The organism is Actinoalloteichus sp. GBA129-24 (genome assembly GCF_001941645.1).
GTDB lineage: Bacteria > Actinomycetota > Actinomycetes > Mycobacteriales > Pseudonocardiaceae > Actinoalloteichus_A > Actinoalloteichus_A fjordicus.
The window spans coordinates 6,670,496-6,688,924 of sequence record NZ_CP016077.1; the positions used below are offsets into that span (position 1 = coordinate 6,670,496).

At 71.9% G+C, this 18,429-nt stretch carries 14 protein-coding genes; 2 read left to right on the forward strand and 12 right to left on the reverse strand.

Going from position 1 to position 18,429, the window contains the following annotated elements:
- Nucleotides 1–128: 128 nt before the first annotated feature.
- Both groES and UA75_RS28640 read right to left on the reverse strand, forming a co-directional pair.
- Entirely contained in the window at nt 129–425 is a 297-nt protein-coding gene (groES, locus tag UA75_RS28635; RefSeq protein ID WP_075742883.1) for a co-chaperone GroES, read from the reverse strand.
- Nucleotides 426–924: 499 nt separating this feature from the next.
- Complete coding sequence (locus UA75_RS28640; RefSeq protein ID WP_075742884.1) at nt 925–2,088, reverse strand: methyltransferase domain-containing protein; 1,164 nt, start codon at nt 2,086–2,088, stop codon at nt 925–927.
- Nucleotides 2,089–2,787: 699 nt separating this feature from the next.
- Here UA75_RS28640 and UA75_RS28645 point away from each other — a divergent pair.
- Nucleotides 2,788–4,356, forward strand: coding sequence for an alkaline phosphatase D family protein (locus tag UA75_RS28645; protein WP_075742885.1), 1,569 nt, complete (start codon nt 2,788–2,790; stop codon nt 4,354–4,356).
- A 587-nt stretch (nt 4,357–4,943) separates the two neighbouring features.
- Here the strand turns inward: UA75_RS28645 and tsaD are convergent.
- The 4 genes from tsaD to aceB all read right to left on the reverse strand — a co-directional run bounded on the left by tsaD (nt 4,944) and on the right by aceB (nt 9,142).
- On the reverse strand, nt 4,944–6,011 hold the full coding sequence (gene tsaD, locus UA75_RS28650) for a tRNA (adenosine(37)-N6)-threonylcarbamoyltransferase complex transferase subunit TsaD (protein WP_075742886.1): 1,068 nt from the start codon (nt 6,009–6,011) through the stop codon (nt 4,944–4,946).
- The gene (rimI, locus tag UA75_RS28655) at nt 6,008–6,562 is read right to left on the reverse strand and encodes a ribosomal protein S18-alanine N-acetyltransferase (RefSeq protein WP_075742887.1); all 555 of its coding nucleotides are present in this window, start codon (nt 6,560–6,562) and stop codon (nt 6,008–6,010) included. Before rimI ends, tsaD begins: the two co-directional genes overlap by 4 nt.
- Nucleotides 6,559–7,293: a tRNA (adenosine(37)-N6)-threonylcarbamoyltransferase complex dimerization subunit type 1 TsaB gene (tsaB, locus tag UA75_RS28660; RefSeq protein WP_075742888.1), complete on the reverse strand. Its 735-nt coding sequence runs from the start codon at nt 7,291–7,293 to the stop codon at nt 6,559–6,561. The genes rimI and tsaB overlap by 4 nt, the downstream gene beginning before the upstream one ends.
- Nucleotides 7,294–7,537: 244 nt before the next feature.
- Complete coding sequence (gene aceB / locus UA75_RS28665; RefSeq protein ID WP_075744325.1) at nt 7,538–9,142, reverse strand: malate synthase A; 1,605 nt, start codon at nt 9,140–9,142, stop codon at nt 7,538–7,540.
- Between the two features lie 118 nt (nt 9,143–9,260).
- Between aceB and UA75_RS28670 the strand changes: the two genes are divergently transcribed.
- Complete coding sequence (locus UA75_RS28670; RefSeq protein WP_083683733.1) at nt 9,261–10,091, forward strand: IclR family transcriptional regulator; 831 nt, start codon at nt 9,261–9,263, stop codon at nt 10,089–10,091.
- Nucleotides 10,092–11,075: 984 nt separating this feature from the next.
- On the opposite strand, the gene tsaE is transcribed toward UA75_RS28670, so the two are convergent.
- From tsaE to glmS, 6 genes are all read right to left on the reverse strand, one after another.
- Nucleotides 11,076–11,540: a tRNA (adenosine(37)-N6)-threonylcarbamoyltransferase complex ATPase subunit type 1 TsaE gene (gene tsaE / locus UA75_RS28680; protein WP_075744327.1), complete on the reverse strand. Its 465-nt coding sequence runs from the start codon at nt 11,538–11,540 to the stop codon at nt 11,076–11,078.
- 95 nt (nt 11,541–11,635) lie between these two features.
- On the reverse strand, nt 11,636–12,739 hold the full coding sequence (locus UA75_RS28685; RefSeq protein WP_083683735.1) for an alpha/beta fold hydrolase: 1,104 nt from the start codon (nt 12,737–12,739) through the stop codon (nt 11,636–11,638).
- Nucleotides 12,736–13,941 carry an alanine racemase gene (gene alr, locus UA75_RS28690; RefSeq protein WP_075742889.1) on the reverse strand — a complete coding sequence of 402 codons (1,206 nt, stop codon included), beginning with the start codon at nt 13,939–13,941 and terminating at the stop codon, nt 12,736–12,738. Before alr ends, UA75_RS28685 begins: the two co-directional genes overlap by 4 nt.
- A 172-nt stretch (nt 13,942–14,113) precedes the next feature.
- The gene (locus tag UA75_RS28695; protein ID WP_075742890.1) at nt 14,114–15,625 is read right to left on the reverse strand and encodes an NAD(P)H-hydrate dehydratase; all 1,512 of its coding nucleotides are present in this window, start codon (nt 15,623–15,625) and stop codon (nt 14,114–14,116) included.
- Between the two features lie 123 nt (nt 15,626–15,748).
- Nucleotides 15,749–16,156, reverse strand: a complete 408-nt coding sequence (locus UA75_RS28700; RefSeq protein WP_075742891.1) for a holo-ACP synthase — start codon at nt 16,154–16,156, stop codon at nt 15,749–15,751.
- Nucleotides 16,157–16,427: 271 nt separating this feature from the next.
- Complete coding sequence (gene glmS / locus UA75_RS28705) at nt 16,428–18,293, reverse strand: glutamine--fructose-6-phosphate transaminase (isomerizing) (protein WP_075742892.1); 1,866 nt, start codon at nt 18,291–18,293, stop codon at nt 16,428–16,430.
- Nucleotides 18,294–18,429: the final 136 nt, after the last annotated feature.

Here is an 18,429-nt window from a genome sequence, read left to right on the forward strand (position 1 = left end):
ACCGCCCCGGAGATCCCGAGGGTCCGGGACCGCCGGGGCGGTGCGTAGTCGACCTGAGAGCCTGTCTCTGATCCCTGCGCTCCTGTCACGACAGGAGGAGGCCGGAGACGGGCTCTGTCATGAACTCGTCAGTTCACGACGGCCAGCACGTCGCGCGCGGAGAGGATCAGGTACTCCTCGCCGTTGTACTTGACCTCAGTGCCGCCGTACTTCGAGTAGATGACGACGTCACCGACGGCGACGTCCAGCGGGACGCGGTTGCCGTTGTCGTCGACACGACCCGGTCCGACGGCCAGGACCTTGCCCTCCTGGGGCTTCTCCTTGGCCGTGTCCGGGATGACGAGCCCGGACGCGGTCGTCGTCTCGGCCTCACTCGCCTGGACGACGATCTTGTCCTCAAGTGGCTTGATGTTCACGCTCGCCACGATGTGACCTCCACCTTCTGGGGCCTCGGAAGCGTTGGCAGGATTTGACGGCTCCTGCCACCCCGCCGTCGCGGGTGCCGGGGCGGTTCAGCGCCGTATGACTGGCACTCTACCGAGGGGAGTGCCAATCATCAACGCCGGGGGGCACTCACCCGGCCCGTCATCGCTCGAGCAGAGGGAGACCCGCCGGACGGCAGAGCCTGATCCGCCGCAGGCAGGCCCAGATGCACCACCCTACGGTCACCGAGTCGTGAGAGGCAGATCACCTGTCGCCGACGGCACCTCGGGCAGAGACGCGCGGGTACGGCAGCCCTCCACAGTGGCCGGTCGGTCCCGCTCACGAGGCGCGGCGGAGCAGACGGACCCGCCCGGAGCCGAGACCCGCGCCTACCCGGACGTCGCCGAGAGTTGGGGTCGGTTCCCCGGGATTCCCGCCACCACCCGCAGCACATCGAAGCCGAACTCCGGTGATCGGCCACCCGGCACCGAGGCCACGGCGTCACTCAGTGGGCGGCAGCACCCGGCGATGTGGGCTCGCGGGATCGTCGAGCCACACGATGTGCGAGCCGTCGGGCCGAACCGTCAGCCCGAACCGCCCCCATCCTGGGCGACCGAGGTTCTCCCACTCGCAGACGACTCGCTCGAAGCGATCCCAGATCCGCACCGGCCCGCCCTGCCTGGTGACTCGACTCCCCGTGCCGTCCGCCTGCATTGCCACCTCGCACCACGAGCCGTCCTCGGCGGCCACCGTCGACCAGCTCGGCCGACCGTCCGGAGCGCGGCCGCGCAGGCCGGTGGCGACGATGCGCGGCAGCTCCGCCTGCACCAGAAACCACGGCACGAGCTCACTCGCCGGGTCCGAGCCGAGCGACGTCGTTCCGCGCGCGCCCTCCTCGCCGCGTCGCACCTCGACGATCTCGGCAGGAGCCGCCGCACCGCGCATCGCCATGAATGCCGCCCACCTGGGGAGGAACCGACCCTCGAGTCGATCCTCCTGACGGCGCAGTGCGACGAGGCTTCCCGCGTGCAGCGCCGGTTTGAGATCCGCCAGTACGAGGCCGCCGGGCCGGGTCTGGTCGGCCCACGACCACGGCACCCGTCGCACCGAGCACGTCGCGATGATCCTGTCGTACGGGGCGTGGTCGGGGAGTCCTGCGGCGCCGTCGGCGGCGAGCAGAGTCGGTGTCAAACCGAGACGCGCCAGCCTGCTGCGGGCGGCTTCGATCAGTTCGGCTGCGACGTCCAGGGAGAACACCTGACGGGCACCGAGCAGGCGGGTCAACAGGGCCGCGTTGTAACCGGTGCCGGTGCCGATCTCCAGCACCCGCGACGCGTCGTCGAGTTCGAGCGCCTCGATCATCCGCACCATGAGGCCCGGGGTGGTCGACGAGGACACCGTGACCCGCTGCCCGTCGGAGAGTTCGCCGAGCGTGGTCACCAGTGGTCGGTCTCGGTAGACCTCGTCGAGGTACCCCGGGGTCCGCTGGTCGCTCGCCACCCACGCTCCGGTGGGCTCCTGTACGAAGAATCGTGGGACGAAGACGTGCCGCGGAGTCGCCTCGATCGCGGCCCGTAACCCGTCGTCATGCAGGACGTCGCTCTCCCAGAGCCGAGCGGCCAGGCGCCGCGCGGACTGCCTCCACTCGAGGGCGGGCGGGGTCATGCCGACGCCGAAGCGAGCAGGTCGGCGAGCACATCGGTGATAGGCAGGCTCAGGACCTGCGCGTCCGGGACCCTCATCGGCCCCGCATCGCAGCGTCGTCACCGACGGGAACGGCTCAGTCCGCCAGGATGAGGATCTGCCCGCCCGCCTGCGCGACCGGATCGTCGTCCGCTGCCTGCGACGACCGGCGTGCCCACGACGACGAACCGCAGGCGGCCCTCGCTTCGATACATGATCCACAGGCTATCGAGTGAGTCATCGGATGACGCTGCGCTCGACCGAGGAACACACCAACGGTCGACATGTCGAAGTGAACTGCTGCTCGCTGATGACAGGTGCCGTGGTTCCCCGCTGCCGCAGCCGGCCGACGATCTCGTCCCGCCGCGAGACATCACCGCGTGAGCGCAACAGAGGTCTGATCCTCCGACGGCAAGGCAGGCGTCCCGAACGGTCGCCGGGTCCTGACGGTCCCGGAACCCGTCGTCGCGACGTCCGGTCGCCCCCTTGCCGTTCACCGAATCGTGATCGACGCATCACCTGGTGTGGACGGCCACGCCACGCGGGTCCAGCAGCCTCGACTGGGCTGGGCGACAGCAGGTTCGCCTGTCAAGATCCCGCTACAGGAGGAACGACGTGACCGAACGCAGTACCCCACCCGCTCTCGCGCTTCCCGCCCGCTCCGCGTTATCCCGCCGATCGATGCTGGTCGCAGGCACCGCCGCAGCAGGCCTCACCGTCATCGCCCCGGCTGCGAGCTGGGCGGCGGGCCGCCAGGGCACCTCGGGTGCCCCGTCCGATTCGACGACGGCAGGCGGGCGTCGAGACCCGTTCACTCTCGGCGTCGCCTCCGGGGACCCCTTCCCGGACGGGTTCGTGCTCTGGACTCGGCTCGCCCCGGAGCCGCTGGCCGAGGACGGCATGGGCGGGATGCCCGCCCGCAGCGTCAGAGTGCAGTGGGAGCTGGCGACCGACGAGCGCTTCCGTCGAGTGGTGCGACGCGGCGCCGAGCACGCCAGACCGGAACTGGGACACAGCGTCCACGTGGAACTGTCCGGCCTGCGGTCGGGGACGGAGTACTTCTATCGATTCCGGACGGGCGGGCACCACTCGCCGGTCGGGCGGACGCGGACCGCACCAGAACGGGGCGTCGTCGGCGCGGGCCTGAGCATGTGCTTCGCCTCCTGCGCCCAGTACGAGCACGGCTACTTCACCGCGTATCGCAGGCTGGCCGAGGAGGAGCCTGACCTGGTGCTGCACCTCGGCGACTACCAGTACGAGCATCGGGCGGACAGCTACGTCGCGCCGGGCGGCAACGTCCGGGACCACGACGGGCCCGAGACCGAGACGCTGGCGAACTACCGACAGCGCCACGCCCAGTACAAGACCGACCCGGATCTCCAGGTCGCGCATGCGGTCGCGCCGTGGCTGGTGGTCTGGGACGACCACGAGATCGACAACAACTGGGCCGCCGACGTCCCGGAGCGGCCGGACATTCCGCAGCCCGACTTCGCCGCCCGCCGTATCGCGGCCGCGCAGGCCTACTACGAGAACATGCCGCTGCGGCGCAGCTCGGTGCCCTCGGGCGTCGACATCCGGCTGTATCGCAGCATCCGGTGGGGCGGCCTGGCGAACTTCCACATGCTGGACACTCGGCAGTACCGCGATGATCAGGCCTGCGAGGACGGTTGGAAGGACTGCGACGCGGCGGGCGAGCCGAGTCGCAGCATCACCGGTGCCGAGCAGGAGGCCTGGCTGCTGGACGGCTTCCGCCGCTCCAGGGCGCGCTGGGACGTGCTCGGCCAGCAGGTGTTCTTCGCTCAGCGGGAGAACGCGGCCGGGGCGAACAGCATGGACGCCTGGGACGGCTATTCGGCATCGCGAGACCGCGTGACCCGCGGCTGGGTGGACGCGGGCGTCCGCAACGCCGTCGTCCTCACCGGCGACGTGCACACCCACTGGGCGAACGAGCTGAAGCTCGACTACGACGACCCGGCGTCGCGCTCGATCGGCACCGAGCTGGTGTGCTCCTCGATCACCTCGGGCGGGGACGGCGCCGACTCCGACCCGTCCGACAACGAGAGCGTGCGACTCAACCCGCACATCAAGTTCTACAACGCGCAGCGCGGCTACGTCCGCACCCGGATCACCCGTGACGAGCTGCGGGCCGACTTCCGGGTGGTGCCGCAGGTGAGCCGGACCGGTGCGCCCGTGCACACCAGGGCGTCCTTCGTGGTGCCGGATCGGGAGGCGACGCTGCACGAGGTGTGAGTCGAGTCGCACCGGGAGGCGCACGGGCAGGAGATCCACTCGATCGATATCTTGCCTCAATCGAACATCTGTTCGATCATGATGGCGTGATCAATCCTCGCATCCCCACGAAGTCCCTGTCCCTGGTCGACGACGGCTCACGGCGGCGTTCCACCGGGACGGCAGCCCTCCTCGGCCGTCCCCGCCTGGCAGGCGGGCGAAGAACAGGCGGCCTGCGTGGCGTTCGTCCGAACGTACCGGGCGAACGCCGCGCAGGCGGCGAATGCCGGCCCGTTCGACCAGCGCACCCTGCTCGCCGAGGCCCGCCTCGGCGTCCTCGCGACGATCAAGCCCGACGGCCGCCCCGGACGTGGGCCGTGCGGCAGGGCGACGCCGATCCCGATCGGATCGCGATCTTCGGCGACGACGCGACCATCGACACGCACCGTGGCGCGGCCCGCAAGCCCGCAAGCCCGCAAGCCCGCAAGCCCGCAAGCCCGCAAGCCCGCAAGCCCGCAAGCCCGCAAGCCCGCAAGCCCGCAAGCCCGCAAGCCCGCAAGGAGAGTGTTCGCCGCGCCCCACCCCGACGGCGACCGCAGCCAGCGACCTCAGACGAGGATGGTGCCGACCGGGAGGGCGGGGTCGGCGCCGAAGTCCGGCGGCGAGGGAGGAGCGCCTGCCGCGAGCAGTCGGGCACCCAACGCGGCGATCATCGCCCCGTTGTCGGTGCACAGCCTCGGCCGGGGGACGCGCAGCTCGATGCCCGCGGCCGCACAGCGGCTCGCGGCAAGCTCCCCCAGCCGCGAGTTCGCCGCCACCCCGCCGGAGATGACCATGGTCCGCACACCGTGGTCCTGGGCGGCACGCACGGCCTTGGCAGTCAGCACGTCCGCCACGGCCTCCTGGAAGGAGGCGGCCACGTCGTCGACCGGCACCGGCTCGCCTGCGGCCTGCCGCTGCTCGACCCAGCGGGCCACGGCCGTCTTCAAACCGGAGAACGAGAAGTCGTGCCGAGCATCCTTCGGTCCGGTCAGCCCCCGAGGGAAGGCGATGGCGCTCGGATCGCCGCGTCGGGCCGCCGCGTCGATCGGCGGTCCGCCGGGATAGGGCAGCTCCAGCAGTCGGGCCACCTTGTCGTAGGCCTCACCCGCCGCGTCGTCGATGGTCGAGCCGAGTTCGGTGATCGAGCTCGCGACGTCCTCGACGAGCAGCAGCTGGGTGTGCCCGCCGGAGACGAGGAGTGCCAGGCTCGGCGAGGGCAGCGGGCCGTGCTCCAGTGTGTCGACGGCGACGTGTCCCGCCAGGTGATTGACGCCGTAGAGCGGCCGGTCGAGCGCGGCGGCGTAGGCCTTGGCGGCCGACACGCCGACGAGCAGTGCGCCTGCCAGGCCCGGCCCGGCGGTCACCGCGATGGCGTCGACGTCGGAGAGCCGCAGGCCGGCGTCGGCGAAAGCCTTGCGCACCATCGGGACCATCGACTCCAGGTGCGCCCGGCTCGCCACCTCCGGCACCACGCCGCCGAACCTGGCGTGTTGTTCGACGCTGGAGGCGACGGCGTCGGCCAGCAGCTCGACCGAGCCGTCGGTGTGCAGCCCGACCAGGCCGACACCGGTCTCGTCACAGGAACTCTCGATGCCGAGCACGATCGACTCGGGTCGGCTGTTCGGCCTGGTCATCGCACGGTCTCCTCGTCCGATCCTGCGTCCGATCCCAGGTCCGATCCCGCTGCGGCGTTGCGCTGCGGGGGCTGCGCGGGCCGACGCATGGTGTAGGCGTCCGCTCCCGACGGCTGGTAGTACCGCTTCCGCAGGCCGACCACCTCGAAGCCGTGACGCTCGTACAGCGTGATCGCCTGCCGGTTGTCGGTGCGGACCTCCAGGAAGGTCGTGGCGCTCACCTCGTCGGCCCGCCGCAGCAGCGCGCGCAGCAGGGCCGTGCCGACACCGCCGCCCTGGTAGTCGGGGTCGACCGCGATGGTGTGCACCTCGGCCTCGAAGTCCGGCGCCCGACCCACCACCGCCAGGCCCGCGTAGCCGATCAGGCCCGCCGGGCCGGGGACCTCGTCCTGCTCGGCTCCGCGCCGAGCCGCCAGGTACAGATGACCGGCCGCCAGCTCGGCCCGGAAGGCGGACTCCCGCCATGGATCATCGCCCCGGAAGAGCCGAGCCTCCAGCTCCGCGCAGCGGGACAGGTCGGACTCGGTCAACGGAACGAGTCGGAAGGTCATCGCGGGCTCACCCGCTTGGGGGCGCCGGGTGCGACGGCGTCGGGCCTGCGCAGGTACAGGGGCACCAGCGGTTCCGGGCTCCGCTGCGCCAGGGCGGCCTCGGCCGCCACCAGTGCCAGGCCCAGCGGGGTCGGCCCCGTCGTGGCGTGCACCGGAAGGGCGAATCGCTCGGCCGCCTGGCTCGCCTGCGGTCCCGCCAGCGCGGCGACGTCGAGGTCTGGCAGCCGCTCGGCCAGGGCGTCCGGGGCGGCGACCTCCGGTCCGTGGGTCCGAACGCCGTCGGCGTCGTACCTCGCCCAGTACAGCTCGCGGCGGCGCGCGTCGCTGACCACCAGCAGCGATCCGACCGAGTGCGCATCGGCGGCGGAACCCGAGCCCGACTCGGCCTGCGTCGCGGGTTCGGCGACGCAGGCCGCCCGCACGGCGTCCAGCGAGCAGACCGGATACACGGGTCGGTCCAGGGCGTCGCCCAGCGCGGCCGCGGTGACCATGCCGACTCGCAGCCCGGTGAAGGGGCCCGGTCCGACGCCGCAGGCGATCACATCGAGGTCGGCGAGCGTGCGCCCCGCCGTCTGGACGGCGGAGGAGATCAGCGGGGTGAGCAGCTCACCGTGGGCTCGCGGGTCCACCACGATCTGCTCGGCCAGCAGTCGTGGTGCGGACCGAGGGTCGAGTTCGACCAGCCCCGCGGTCACCGCAGGGGTGGACGTATCGATGGCCAGCAACAACACGAGGGAGAGCCTAGGAGCCCACGGCCGGCCCGCTCCGCCCGGCCGGCCGGTCCCCACGCCGGCACGCGCCGAACGCGCTGTCGATCGACGGCGTAGCCGGATCTGCACAGGCGAGCCCGCCGCTCCGAGCAACACCGAGACCGACCGGCGGCGCAGCACCGAGGGTCGACCGGGCGGACTGCCCGGACGCCGCACGGTCGACCCGCCGCACGGTCGACGCGCCGCACGGTCGACGCGCCGGTTGCTAGGGCAGCAGCTCCGTCGCGGGCAGGGTGAGGAAGTCCACGAACCGCTCGGCGAGGGCGACCTCCTCGAACAGCTCCACCGCCTCGTCGAGCCGGTCCGCCTGGTCGGCGGGCAGTTCGGCCAGCAGCGACTCACGAACCTGCTGCGCGGCCTCGCGCACCAGCTCGACGTCCACGGTGGCGCCCGTGTCGAGCTGCACCCCGTTGTGCACCCACTGCCAGAGCTGCGAGCGAGAGATCTCCGCCGTGGCCGCGTCCTCCATCAGGTTGTGGATCGCGACGGCTCCGTTGCCGCCGAGCCAGGCGACGAGGTATCGGATGCCGACGTCGACGGCCGCGCGCAGCCCGCCCTCGGTGACGGCGCCGCCCGCCGAGGCGACGTCGAGCAGTTGTCGTGGCGCGACACGCACGTCGTCCCTGGTGCGATCAAGCTGGTTCGGCGCGTCGCCCAAGGCCTTGTCGAAGACCTCCCGGCACAGCGGGACGAGGTCCGGGTGGGCGACCCAGGAGCCGTCGAAGCCGTCGGCCGCCTCGCGTTCCTTGTCTTCGCGCACCTTCGCCAGGGCGGTGGCGGTGGCCTGCTCGTCCCGCCGGTTCGGGATGAAGGCCGCCATGCCGCCGATGGCGTGCGCGCCCCGTCGATGGCAGGTGCGGACCAGCAGTTCGGTGTAGGCACGCATGAAGGGGGCGGTCATCGTGACGCCGCTGCGATCGGGAAGCACGAAGGACGCGCCCGCGTCGCGGAAGGTCTTGATGATGCTGAACAGGTAGTCCCAGCGTCCGGCGTTCAGTCCGGCGGCGTGCTCACGCAGCTCGTAGAGGATCTCGTCCATCTCGAAGGCGGCCGGGATCGTCTCGATCAGCACGGTGGCCCGGACGCTGCCCACCGGCACCCGCAGCTCCTGCTGGGCGTGGACGAAGACCTCGTTCCACAGTCGGGCCTCCAGGCTGCTCTCGAGCTTCGGCAGGTAGTAGTACGGGCCGCTTCCCCTGGCCAGCAGCTCGGCGGCGTTGTGGAAGAAGTGCAGGCCGAAGTCGACCAGTGCCCCGGCGATCGGCTCGCCGTCGACGCGCAGGTGTCGTTCCGACAGGTGCCAGCCTCGGGGGCGCACGACGATGACGGCGGGGTCGACGTCCTCGCGCAGGGTGTACGAGCGCCCGTCCGGACCGGTATGCGAGATCGTCCGTCGTACGGCGTCGAACAGGTTGATCTGCCCGCCCACGACGTTCTCCCAGTGCGGGGTGTTGGCGTCCTCCAGATCGGCCAGCCAGACCTCCGCGCCGGAGTTGAGTGCGTTGATCGTCATCTTGCGCTCGGTGGGACCGGTGATCTCGACCCGGCGATCACGCAGGTCCGCAGGTGCGGGTGCGACCCGCCAGTCGGACTCCCGGATCTCGGCCGTCTCGGGCGAAAAGTCCAGGCCGCCACGGCGGACCGCGTCCTCTCTGCGCAGGACTCGTCTGGACAGCAGCTCCCGTCGTCGCGGGTCGAAACGACGATGCAGACCGGCGAGGAAACGCAGCGCCTCGGGCGTCAGGATCTCCTCGCCGCGCTCGACAGGCGCTCCCAGCACCTGGGCGCCCTGCTCGGTCTGATCGGACATGAGCACTCCCTTTTCCGCATTGTGGAACTATGTTTCCGAACTGCGATAGCTAGACTAGCTGCTCGGAGCGGGCCCGAGAAGAACCTCGCCGACCGGACAGAAGCGGAGTCCCATTCGGATGTCCCCAGACGACCCCGACCAGATCGCTTCAGGACAGCGCGGTCCTGCACCGACCGGGCCCGCGCAGGCAGGCGGGGTGCAGTCGGTCGAGCGCGGCATCCGGCTGCTGGAGCTGCTGGCGGACGCGGGGGGCGAGATGACACTCAGCCGACTCGCCGAGGCCGCCGGACTTCCGATGCCCACCATCCACCGGCTGCTCGGCACCCTCGTGCAGTGCGGCTACGTCCGCCGACGACCAGACCGGCGCTATGCGCTGGGCTCGCGACTGATCCGGCTCGGCGAGACCGCCGGACGGGCACTGGGCACCTGGGCCCGCCCCCGGCTGGCGGAGCTGACCGAGGCGACCGGCGAGACCGCCAACCTCGCGGTGTTGGAGGGCAGCCAGCTCGTCTACGTGGCCCAGGCGCCGTCGCCTCATTCGATGCGGATGTTCACCGAGGTCGGCAGGCGGGTGCCCGCACACAGCACCGCGGTGGGCAAGGCGGTGCTCGCGCTGCTCCCGGAGGAGCAGGCGTTGGACCTCGTCCGCAGCGCCGGGATGCCTGCACAGACCGAGCACACCATCACCACGCCCGACGCGCTGATCGACGAGCTGCGGCAGATCCGTCGCACGGGCCACGCGATCGACGCTCAGGAACAGGAACTCGGGGTGCGCTGCCTCGCGGTGGCCGTGCCGACCGCAGACACGCCCACCGCGGTCTCGGTGAGCGGTCCGCAGGACCGCATGCAGCGGATCGGCGAGGCGGCGCTGCTTCCCGCCCTGCGGCGGGCCGCCGAGGCGGTAGCCGAGGAACTGACCGGACGCGGTCAGCGCGGTACCCGAAGCTGATCACGAGCCGGGCGCGGCGTCGACCCGATCCGGCCTGCGGAAGCCCCGGTGACCCGGCAGCCATCGTCCAGCTGCGCGGTGCGGTGCCGGAACGGCGACGCGGGACGGCACCGACTGTGCCGAGCCCGACCCCGTTTCCGGGCCCGAGGAGTCGAGACGCCGGATGCTTCCTCCGCTGCCTGCTGCGCACCGGAGCGGACGACGAGCGGGCAGCCCACACCGGGTGCGCGTCGGGTCCGCACGCGGACCGAGCCCCGGGCGGCTCGGGCGACGCAGGAAACGGATGCGACGGGCCTGGCGTTCCACCCCGGCCGAGATCGGCGACAGTCGACGTCGGAAGCGACCCGAGAAACCGCACGCGACGAGGCCGACTCCGCACCCCGATCAGGTACGCCGAGCAGCAGGAACCGACTCAGAGTCTGTCTTCGGTCCCTCTGGAGTCCTGAGCGGGGAGCGGCATGGATGAGCTGCCAGGCGGAGGAGAGAGCCATGGCGGAGCCATGGTGACCGACGACAACGCCGCAGATCGCCGCGCCGGCCCCACACAACTCCGAAAGCAGGGATCGAAGACAGACTCTCGGTCTGTCTTCGATCCCTCTGGAGTCCTGCGTGGGGAGCGCCGTGGATGAGCTGCCAGGCGACAGGAGCGAGCCATGGTGAGGCGACGTCGCAGGCAGCGTGCCGGACTCCCCACCCGATCTGCTGTTCGAGGCGCGTACCTGCCTGCACGCCATGATCGCGATCAGGGCAGCCGACCGGCCGACGATGGCACGGCTCTATGAACGACCGCTCCCGGCTGCAGGAGAACTCGCGGGGGCAGGCAGCGGGCTGCTCACCCTCGGCCCCACCGCACAACACCTCGGTCACCTCGCCGCCGCCCTGGGACAGGTCGAACGGGCAGCAGACCACTACCGACAGGCACACACGATCGCGACCCGCGCCCGATCACCGCGCAACTCCGACAGCAGGGATCACAGACCGGCTTCAGAGCGTGGCGAGCCGCCGAGCCCAGGTCGGGCCGCCCGCGAGCAGCATCGCCTCGCGCGTGTCGTCGGGTCGGCGGTCCATCCTGATGAGCAGGTGCTCGTCGGTCAACGTCTCTGCCAGCCCCTCCCCCCATTCCACGACGACCACGGCCTGGTCGAGGTCGAGTCCGAGGTCGAGATCCTCCAGCTCGCCGAACCCGCCGAGCCGGTAGGCGTCGACGTGCACCAGCGCCACCCCACGCCCGTCCGGCGCGGGACGGTGCAGCCGAGCGATGACGAAGGTCGGCGAGGTGACCCGCCCGAGGACGCCCAGCCCGGCACCGATGCCCTGGGTGAGTGCCGTCTTGCCCGCGCCGAGCGGGCCTGCCAGCACCACAAGATCGCCTGCCTCGACGATCCCGCCCAGCCGCTGCCCCAGCGCATGGGTGTCGGCGGGTGTGGGCAGGGTCCGGCGTCGCTCCACGGCCGCCGCCGTGCCGTCGGCGACGCGGCCCTCGGCGCCGGAACGGGCGGGGGACACGCTCCGGCCGGGCAGGTCTGCTGCGGTCGCGTCGTCGATCACGCCTCGGCCTCCTCCGGTCGGATCGGCGCCCGGCGCCTGCCGCTGACCCTGCGCACGAGCTGCCGCACGGCCTCCGTGCAGCGGTCCGCCTGTTCCAGCATCACCATGTGCCCCGCGCCCTCGATCCGGACGAACTCCGCGTTCGGCAGTTCTCTGGCGATGACCTCCGAATGCCAGAACGGGGTGATCCGGTCGGCGTCGCCCGCCAACACCAGCACTTCGCAGTGCCGCAGCCCGACCAGCGCCGTATAGCGATCGTGGGTGCCCAGCGTCTCCAGGAAGTCGGTGACGACCTGCAACGGCGTCGACGTGATCATCTCCGCCATCAGGTCGACCAGGTACGGGCTGACCTTCCGGTCGCCGAAGGCGATCGAGCGCACCCCGCTCCTGGTGATCCCGCCGCCCGCGCGTCGGACCATCTCGAACAGCCCAGGCTGCCAGGAGGCCACCCGTCCGAGGCCCCTCGTCATCGGATTGCGCCGGTTGAGGAACGACCGGGACAGGCCGGACTTCCCCAGCTCGCCCGCCGCCGTGCCGATCAGGGCGACGCCCTTGATCCGCTCGAGGAACAGCTCGGGGTACTGCTCGGCGAGCGCCATGATCGTCATGCCGCCCATCGAGTGCCCGACCAGCACCAACGGACCCTCCGGCGCGGCCACCCGCAGTACCCCCGCCAGATCACGGCCGAGCTGCTCGATCGTCGACGACGCCAGCCGCGCCCGGCCGGACCGGCCGTGACTGCGCTGGTCGTAGGAGATCACCCGGACCCGAGGATCGGTCATCAACGGCAGGTCGCGCCGTTGGAAGTGCCAGCACCGGCGGTCCAACACGTAGCCGTGCACCAGGACGACCGTGAGTTCGGGCTCGCCGCCGTCGGCGGGGCCCACCTCCTCCACGGCGATCGGCAGTCCGTCGTCGGCGGCCACCGTGTACTCGCGATCGGGTGCCAGCATTCCCAGTTGCTCGTCAGCCAGCGGGTCCGCTTCGCCTGCGCGCTGGGCGGCCAGCCGGGCGCTCTGGGCGGCGACGCCGACGACGGCACCACCCACGGCCGCGCCGACCAGGCCGCCGACGACGCCCACGACATGCCACGGTTTCATTCGTCCGCCTCCGCGTGGTGCTCGGGACGTGCCTCGCCTCCGTCGACGGCGGCATTCGCTCCGTCGACGACGACCCGACGTCCCCTCGGCCGGTGCATCCCGGTGACGATCTCGTAGTCGATGGTGCCGATCGCGTCCGCCCAGTCCGTCGCGGTGGGCTCGCCGTGATCACCCGGACCGAACAGGACGACCGGGTCCCCCGGCTCGACGGTGTCGTCACCGCAGTCCACCACGAACTGATCCATGCAGATCCGGCCCGCGATCGGCCGTCGCGCCCCCGCCAGCCAGACCGACATCCGGCCCGAGAGCAGTCGGGGCACGCCGTCGGCGTAACCCACCGGGACCAGGGCCAGCGTCGTGTCCCGCTCGGCGGCCCAGGTCAACCCGTAGGACACGCCTTCTCCGGCGGAGATCCGCTTGACCAGCACCACCGTGCTGCGCAGGGTCATCGCCGGACGCAGCGGCGCCGAGGTGTGGCCGGGCACCGGGTTCAGGCCGTAACAGGCGATGCCCGGCCGGACGAGGTCGAAGTGCAGGTCGGGCCGGGTGAGGGTGGCGGCGGAGTTCGCCAGGTGTCTCATCGGCCGGAGTCCCGCAGCGCATGCCACCCGGTAGGCCTCGTCGAGGCGAGCCGCCTGGGCGTCGATCGACGGGTGCCCCGGCTCGTCGGCACACGCCAGATGCGACCAGACCGCGCCGACGGCGACGTGCCCCGCATGCGAGGCCTCGGCGGCCTCGGCGACCAGTCTCGGCCAGTCCTCCCGAGACGCGCCGTTGCGGCTCAGCCCGGTGTCGATCTTCAGATGGACGGCGGCCGGGGTCCCCGTCCGGCGTGCGGCGGCGATGACGGCGCGGAGCGTGGCCGGGGTGGCCGCCGACAGGGTGACCCGCTGCCGGACCGCCTCGGTGAAGTCCTCCTCCGGCTCGTGCAGCCAGCACAGGATGTCGGCGGTGACACCGCCCGCACGCAACTGGAGGGCCTCGGCCTGCGAGCGGACCCCCAGCCAGGTCGCGCCGCCTGCCAGCGCGGCGTTCGCGGCGGTCAGCGCGCCGTGTCCGTAGCCGTCGGCCTTGACCACGGCCATCGTCGCGGCGCCGGAGCGCCGAGCCGTCTCGGCCAGCAGGGCGACGTTGTGTCTGATCGCCTCGGCGTCCACGACCAGCTCGGCCCGAGACGGAGGCACCGTGTGATGTGCGTCCATGACCCGGCCATGGTGTCACAACGCGGCAGACGGGTGAGCTGAGTCGGCGCGCACGTCTGGGGCGAGCCGCCGTGGTCCGCAGCCGAGGATGTCCCGGCGCCCGGTCGGCGCCGACCTGCCGGGCGCCGCCTGCACGACGGTCCCGCCCCGGCCGCCCGCCGACGCGAGAGCCTCAGTCCTCGGCGCGTCGGAATCGACGGATCGCGGCGGGGACGGCGGCGAGCAGGGCGGAGGCGCCGATGGGTGCGCCCCGCGCGGCCAGGTCGGCGGCCGAGGCGTGCAGCAGCGCCGCGTTGCCCGCCGCCGCCCACGGGTCGAGCCCCGAGGCCAGCAACGCGCCGATCAGCCCGGAGAGGACGTCCCCGGAACCCGCCGTCGCCGCCCACGAGGCCCGCGCCTGATTGACCAGGACCCGCCCGTCCGGCGCGGCGATGACCGTGGTGTTGCCCTTGAGCAGGACGACCGCGTCGAAGTGCGCCGCAGCCCGGCGGACCGAGGCGACCCGGTCCGCTCCCACCGGGCCGAACAGCCTGGCGAACTCCCCCGCATGCGGGCTCAGGACCAGCGGAACACCGGGATCGCGCAGGTCCCACAGCGTCTCGTCCTGCGAGAGCAGGGTGATGGCGTCGGCATCGACGCAGGCGGGCAGCCCGGACCGCAGGACGTGGCGGAGGACCTCACGACCCGACTCGCCGGTGCCGATGCCCGGCCCGACCGACCAGGCCTGCACCCGCCCGGCGTCGGCGACGGTCCCGGTGGCGACGACCTCCGGCCAGTGGTCCCGGACGACGTCGGCGGCCGGACCCGCGTACCGCACCATGCCCGAGGTCGCGTGCACCGCCGCCCCGGTGACGAGGATGGCGGCACCCGGATAGACGGCGGAGCCCGCCGCGACGCCCACCACGCCCTGGCTGTACTTGTCGTCCTGCGGGCCGGGCACCGGCCAGTTGCGACGCAGGTCGGCGGGGTCGAGCAGGGACAGCTCCGGCGTACCCAGCTCCTCGGTCAGGCCGATGTCCAGGACGTCGACCCGTCCGGAGTGGATCGCACCCGCGCCGAGGACGTGGCAGGGCTTGAGCCCGCCGAAGGTCACCGTGCGCGTCGCCGAGACGGCAGGTCCGGTGACCTCGCCGGTGGCCGGGTCGACGCCGCTGGGCAGGTCCACCGCGAGCACCGGGGCGGTGACGAGTTCGACGAGCGCGGCGGCGGCGGGCCGTAGCGGGCCGCGAGCCGACAGGCCGACGATCCCGTCGACGACCAGGTCCGCCCGCGCCGTCACCTCGGCGGCGGCCTCGGCCGAGTCCGAGCCCGCCGAGTGCGACTCGGCCGAGGCCACGCCGCCGGACCGCGACCCCGTCACCGCCAGCACCCGTCCGCCCGCCGCGCGCAGGGCGGCCAGCCCGGCAGGGTGCGCCCGGTCGGGGGCGAGCAGCACGGCGTCCACTCGCACTCCGCGGCGCCGCAGGAAGGCCCCGGCCCAGAGCGCGTCGCCGCCGTTGCTGCCCGCGCCGACCAGCAGCACCACCCGTGCGCCCGAGACCCGGCCCACATGCTCCCGGAGCAGGTCCGAGGCGGCGACGGCCACGCCGAAGGCCGCTCGATACATGAGCGTCGACTCGGGAACCTGCTCGATCAGTCGTTCCTCGGCCGCCCGCACCTGGTCGGCGGTCCACACTCCGCGCATCCGGCTTCCTTCCTCAAAGACCGCGACTGTTCAGCACACCCGACGATCATCCTGACGACCGAAGCCCGGTGACGCACCTTTCGACCGGAGATCCCCGGCGTGCGCGGCAGCAGCCGGTCGCACTCAGGCCCGCGCGGGCCCGGTCGCCGCAGGCCCCGGCTCGGCGGCCTCCGCGATCACGATGGCGGCGGCGAGGTCCGCATCGTGCGTCAGCGAGACATGCCAGCGGAGCACGCCGAGGCGGGCGGCGTGTTCCGCCAGGACGCCGGTGATCCGCAGCGTCGGCCTGCCGTCGGCCGCCGTGACCACCTCGCAGTCACGGAATCCACAGCCTGCCGGGGCGCCGAGTGCCTTGGCCGCCGCCTCCTTGGCCGCGAAGCGCGCCGCCAACGACCGCGCCGACCGGTCGCCGCCCGATCCGGTGATTCGCTCCTCGGGGCAGAACACCCGGTCGAGCAGGTCCGGGGTACGGGCGATGACGGCCTCGAACCGGACCACGCCCACCAGGTCGGTGCCGATCCCCACGATCATGACGGTCAGCCTGCCAGGCCGGGCTGGAAGTCCGTTCGAGGCGACCTCGCTTGCGCGTCGCGGAGGAACCGGGCTCGTCGGGGCGGAGGCTCCGCGCGGCGACGGGCCGAGGCTCCGCGCGGCGACACGTCGGGGCGACCACCGCCCACGAGGACGACACTGGCGGCACGCCTGCCCGCCGCGCATCAGCCCGCCGAGGACGGCCTGCGCAGGCCGGCGGTGCTCCCGCCTCCCCTCGCACGTCCTCAGGCGACGAGAGGCGGAAACGGGCTCACTCGACCGTGACGGACTTCGCCAGGTTGCGCGGCTTGTCGACGTCGTAACCCCTGGCCTTGGCGATCTCGGCGGCGAAGATCTGCAGGGGGACGGTGGACACCAGCGGCTGGAGAAGCGTCGACACCGCAGGCACCTCGATGAGGTGATCGGCGAACGGCCGGACCGTCTCGTCACCCTCTTGGGCGATGACGATCGTCTGCGCGCCGCGCGCCTGGATCTCCCGGATGTTGGAGAGCAGCTTCGAGTGCAGCGTCGCCCGGCCCTTCGAGGACGGCATGACGACCACCACGGGCAGCCCTTCCTCGATCAACGCGATCGGGCCGTGCTTCAGCTCACCCGCCGCGAAGCCCTCGGCGTGCATGTAGGCGAGTTCCTTGAGCTTCAGCGCGCCCTCCAGCGCCACCGGGTAGCCGACGTGCCTGCCGAGGAAGAGCACCGCCTTGGAGTCGGCGAGGCCCCTCGCCAGCTCCCGCACGTGACCCGTCGTGCCGAGCACCCGGCTGACCGCCTCCGGCATGGCCTCCAGCTCGTGGAACTCCCTGGCCACCTCGTCCGGGTACTTGGTACCGCGTGCGCCTGCCAGTGCCAGGCCGACCAGGTAGTTCGCCGCGATCTGGGCGAGGAAGGCCTTGGTCGAGGCGACCCCGATCTCGGGGCCTGCATGGGTGTAGAGCACCGCGTCGGACTCGCGGGGGATCTGCGCCCCGTTGGTGTTGCAGACCGCCAGCACTCTGGCCTTCTGCTCCCTGGCATGCCGGACGGCTTCCAGCGTGTCGGCCGTCTCACCGGACTGGGAGACCGCCACCACCAGCGTGTCTCGGTCCAGCACGGGGTCGCGATAACGGAACTCGCTCGCCAGCTCGACCTCCACCGGAAGCCTGCACCAGTGCTCGATCGCGTACTTGGCGACCAGACCGGAGTGGTAGGCCGATCCGCAGGCCACCACGAAGACCTTGTCGATCTCGCGGAGGTCCTGATCGGCGAGCCGCTGCTCGTCCAGGACGATCCGGCCGTCGGCGAAGTGGCCGCGCAGGGTGTTGGCGAGCGCCTCCGGCTGCTCCTCGATCTCCTTGAGCATGAAGTACTCATGGCCGCCCTTCTCGGCGGCGGCGAGGTCCCAGTCGACGCGGAAGGTCTTGGGCGTGATCTCCGTGCCGTGGAAGTCGGTGACCTGGTAGCCGTCCCGGGTGATGACGACGGCCTGGTCCTGCCCGAGCTCCACCGCGTTCCTGGTGTGCTCGATGAAGGCGGCCACGTCGGAGGCCACGAAGGTCTCGCCGTCGCCGACCCCCACGACCAGCGGGGACGACCGGCGAGCCGCGACGATCATGTCCGGCTCGTCCAGGTGGGTGATGACGAGGGTGAACGCACCCTCCAGCCTGCGGCACACCGCGCGCACCGCCGAGGGAAGGTCTCCCTCGGAGTCGCCGCCGTCGATGCCGAGGTAGGCGCGGGCGATCAGATGCGCGGTGGTCTCGGTGTCGGTGTCGCTGGCCATCTCCACGCCCGCCGCCTCGAGCTCGGCGCGAAGCTGGGCGAAGTTCTCGATGATGCCGTTGTGCACGACGGCGACCCGGCCCGCAGCATCGGTGTGCGGGTGGGCATTGCGGTCCGTGGGCGCACCGTGGGTCGCCCACCTCGTGTGCCCGATACCGGTGGTCCCGTCGAACCTCTTCCGCCCCACCTCGTCGAGGCGTGTCTCCAGATTGCGGAGCGGACCGGCCTTGCGCTCCACCGCCAGCCCGCCGTCGACCACGGCGATGCCCGCAGAGTCATAGCCCCGGTACTCCAGCCTCCGCAGACCAGCCAATACCACGTCACGTGCCTGCTGATGGCCCACATATCCGACGATTCCGCACACAGCCACAGCGTAAGCCGGCAGCGGCGCACTCTCCTCGCCTACGACACTCCCGCATCGTCGCAGGTAGCACGCTCACTCGGGCGAGTTTTGGTATAGACCAGTGTGGATCTTGTCCGCTGCCCGACCGAGCCGTCGG